Source organism: Psychrobacter sp. (assembly GCF_030457785.1).
Taxonomy (GTDB): Bacteria; Pseudomonadota; Gammaproteobacteria; order Pseudomonadales; family Moraxellaceae; genus Psychrobacter.
The window spans coordinates 1-4,494 of record NZ_JAKDUI010000217.1 but is presented as its reverse complement, the minus strand read 5'-3'; the positions used below and the strand labels follow the sequence as shown (position 1 = coordinate 4,494).

Annotated in this window: 2 protein-coding genes; both read right to left on the bottom strand. The window is 44.5% G+C overall.

Annotated features, from left to right (window positions below):
- Positions 1–151 precede the first annotated feature (151 nt).
- On the bottom strand, positions 152–1,402 hold the full coding sequence (locus L0J61_RS09535; protein WP_301466215.1) for a PQQ-dependent sugar dehydrogenase: 1,251 nt from the start codon (positions 1,400–1,402) through the stop codon (positions 152–154).
- A gap of 305 nt (positions 1,403–1,707) precedes the next feature.
- The gene (gene clpB / locus L0J61_RS09530; RefSeq protein WP_301466214.1) at positions 1,708–4,305 is read right to left on the bottom strand and encodes an ATP-dependent chaperone ClpB; all 2,598 of its coding nucleotides are present in this window, start codon (positions 4,303–4,305) and stop codon (positions 1,708–1,710) included.
- Between the last annotated feature and the right edge of the window lie 189 nt (positions 4,306–4,494).

Below are 4,494 nucleotides of genomic sequence, written 5' to 3'. Positions count from 1 at the left end.
TAACCTTTTAAAGATATTCCTACAATTTCAGGAATTTCTTCAGCTTGATGGTGCCATGAAAGCCATGAAAGCGAGACTCAAACGGAGACTAAGAGTCACGCTATGAGCCTTGATACTTTCAGATTTTTATACCGGATTACCTCTATATATATCATTCTCCCACTAACTGTACTAATCCAGCGTCGTTACCATCTTCAAGCATCCATACCCGACCGTCGACTGCCAACACACTACGCATCCGCTCTCCCATATTATAACGATATCGTTCAGCAGCACCGTTGTTGTCATCAAAATCTACAACTATTAGCGCCTTTGATGACAAACCACTGATCAATGCAGCACCCTGCCATGCTGGAAAGTCATCATGATTACCTGAGTGATAAAGACTCACAGCAGAAGGTGATATCACTGGTGTCCATGTGATTTTTGGTGCTGAAAAATCGGGACGAGTATCGTGATCAGCGATATCTATGCCTGAATAATTGCGACCATTCGATACAATTGGCCAGCCGTAGTTATTGCCTTTTTCAATCAAATTAAACTCATCACCACCCCTCGGACCCATTTCATGTACCCAAAGCCTATCTGTATCATCGAACACCATGCCGAGGACGTTACGATGACCTACGGTCCAAAACTCCTTGGCGATACTGTTGGTATCTTTCGCAAACGGATTGTCCTCTGGTGCCGATCCATCCGTATTTAGCCGTATTATTTTACCCAAGTTGCCAGTCATATCCTGCGCAGGCGTTTTGTCTTGTCGATCTCCTGAGCTGATAAATAAATACTGCCCATCAGGAGATAACAGCAAACGATGACTATAATGACCTTTGCCACCTACCTTTGGTACTTGCTGCCAAATAGGCATTGATGCTTGCAGGCTTGGTGTATCTGTATCCAACCCTGTCAATGTCGCCTTGATGACTGCCGCACCAAATTTATTGCTATCACTGCCCGTGCCTGCTTCAGCATAGCTGATATATATGTCGTTGGAAGTAGCAAAGTCAGGGGCAAGAATGACGTCTCCTAGACCACCCTGCCCGCCATAAGCAACCTCAGGTACATTTGCCACCGCTGTCTTCACACCTGTTTCAGAGTTGACCACAAACAACTCACCTGTTTTTTGGGTGATCAACAATATTGGAGACTGTCCTTCTTCTGTCGGCAGTGCTGTCATTGCCCATGGCTCATCAAAAGTAGCAATGGTTTTAGTTGCAAAAGTAGGTTTTTCACTACTGGCGATGGATTCACTATCAGTGTTTTGCTTTTCTTCATACGCTGCCGAATCTGCATCGGTATTGACCGGCGATGGGTTAGAGCAAGCAGAAGCACTAAAAAGCAAGGCTGTCATGGTTAGTGGCAAGGTTAATACTCTGCTGATGTGTTTTTTATTGGTCCTCATGATGTCATCTCTTTTCATTTATAATAATCTTATTAATGCGCTTTCTAAGTTCAAATACTGCTATCCAATAGTTCAGAGACTAAGGCGTGTCCTCATTATAAAAATGGTTATAGAAATGAAAACGCATTCAGTAGTTAAAGTTATGTATAACATAATCAACGTATTGCAACGGTAACAATAATTATGCAGCATAAAAAAACCTCCCTCCCACCTATTGAGAAATAGGCAGAAAAGAGGTTTAGTAATCGTTTGTTGTACCGATTATTGATGCCAATCAAGTAAGCGCAATGAGAAAAGCAATGACCTTAACTTACTCTGAGCTTATCAAAAATCAATTGGTCATCTGCACCGACATCGATCTTGATGATATCACCAGCGATAAAATCACCAGCCAACAGCTTCAATGACAATGGATTTTCGATTTCTTGCTGGATAGCACGTTTGAGTGGGCGTGCACCATACACGGGATCATAACCGACTGCGACCAACTTGTTCATCGCATCATCCGACATCTCAATGTCTAGCTCACGCTCCTGTAACCGCTGGCGCAATCTGTCTAATTGAATATCAGCAATGCCAGCCATCTGCGACATACCAAGCGGATGAAAAACGACAATTTCATCAATACGGTTGACGAACTCTGGGCGGAAATGCTGCCCCACCGAATCCATCACTTCAGATTTGATATCGTCATAGCTTTCACCTACCATCTCTTGGATCTTATGAGACCCTAAGTTACTGGTCATGATGATCACTGTGTTTTTGAAGTCCACGACACGACCTTGTGAGTCTGTCAAACGCCCATCATCTAAAACTTGTAGCAAGATATTAAACACATCAGGATGTGCCTTTTCAACCTCATCAAACAAGATCACGCTGTAGGGTTTACGGCGTACTGCCTCGGTCAACGTACCACCTTCTTCGTAACCGACATATCCTGGGGGCGCACCCACCAGACGGCTAACGCTATGCTTCTCCATGTATTCACTCATATCGATACGGATGATTGCATCTTCTGAGTCGAATAAAAAGTTGGCAAGCGATTTTGTTAGCTCTGTTTTACCGACACCCGTTGGTCCTAAAAACAGAAATGAACCTGATGGACGATTTGGGTCAGACAAGCCTGCACGACTACGGCGTACCGCGTTTGCAACTGCTTCTACTGCTTCCTCTTGACCGATGACTCGTTCATGGAGATTGTCTTCCATTGCTAGCATCTTATCACGCTCACCTTGTAGCATTTTGCTCACAGGAATACCTGTTGCGGCGGCGACGACTTCAGCAATTTCATTATCCGTTACTTTGTTACGTAGTAGTTTTGCACCGCCACTGTCACCTGCCTGCTCTTTTTGTTCTGCCAGATCAGACTCGGCGATTCGGCGCTCAAGCTGCGGAATCGTCTCATACTGAAGCTTGCTCATGGTCTCGTAATCGCCTTCACGATTGGCTTTATCGTAGGCAATTCGTGCTTTGTCCAGCTCATCTTTCAGCTGTTGACTGCCCTTAACTAGCGCTTTTTCTGCTTGCCAAATCTCATTGAGATCAGCGTACTCTTTTTCTAGCTCTTCGATTTGGCTATCGAGCACCTTGCGCTCTGCTTGTGCGCCTGCGTCTGATTCATTTTTCAATACTTCACGCTGCATTTTTAACTGAATCAATCGACTATCAAGCTTTCCAAGTGATTCAGGCTTACTGTCCATTTCCATACGCAAGCGACTTGCTGCTTCATCAATTAAGTCAATAGCCTTGTCAGGTAGCTTACGATCCGTGATATAGCGATGACTCATACGTGCCGCAGCGATAATCGCACTGTCTTGAATATCGACGCCATGATGAAGCTCATAGCGCTCTTTTAGACCACGTAATATCGCAATGGTATCTTCGACCGTTGGTTCATCGACCAGTACCTTTTGGAAACGGCGCTCAAGCGCAGCATCTTTTTCGATAAATTGACGATACTCGTCTAGGGTAGTCGCACCCACACAGTGCAACTCACCACGGGCAAGTGCAGGCTTTAACATATTACCAGCGTCCATCGCCCCTTCTGACTTGCCAGCACCAACCATGGTATGTAGCTCGTCGATAAACAAGATGACATTGCCTTCTTGTTTGGCCAAATCGCTTAGCACACCTTTTAGGCGCTCTTCAAACTCACCACGGAATTTTGCGCCAGCAATCAACGCTCCCAAATCAAGTGACAATACCTCTTTGCGACGTAGACCTTCTGGCACATCACCATTGATGATTTTTTGCGCAAGCCCTTCGACGATGGCTGTTTTACCGACGCCCGGCTCACCGATGAGCACAGGGTTGTTTTTAGTACGTCGTGATAACACTTGAATGGTACGGCGTATCTCTTCGTCACGACCGATGACTGGGTCAAGCTTACCAAGCTCTGCTTGTTCGGTTAGGTTAATGGTATATTTATTCAGTGCATCACGCTGATCTTCGGCATTTTGATTATTGACCGTCTCGTCGCCCCGCAGATTTTCGATAACATCTTTTAATTTGCCAGCTGTCACGCCAGCACTTTCAAATATTTTTTTGGTGGCGCCTTGCTCAGCAAGTGCCAATATAACCCATTCCGTCGCGATAAAGTCATCACCCTCTTTTTGCGCTTGGCGATCTGCCAAATTCAATATCTTCACTGAGTTAGGGCTTAGATTGACCTCACCTGTTGGATCGCTAATCTTAGCTTGACTGTCCAGTGCTTTCGCCACACCGTTTTTTAGCGCAGGAATAGACGCACCTGCTTGTTGGCAGATAGACAAATTGGATTCATCTTGTAGCAAAACGGCAAGCAAATGCACAGGGTCTATGCCTGTGTGATCTCGACCTAATGCCAAACTTTGGGCTTCTTGAATGGCCGATTGCAACTTTTGTGTAAATTTCTCGAACCTCATGATTGTGTCCTTTTATAATTGATACATCTTATAATCGATAGCAGCCTATGGCTTTTCGTTGTATGGTTCTTCACTGTATGGCTTTTCACCGATAGTGACTATTATTCTGGCACCTTAGGCTTGTATTTACTCTTTATATAAGGGATGTACCATATTTTTTCAACATAAATTCAATAAATGTCAATATTA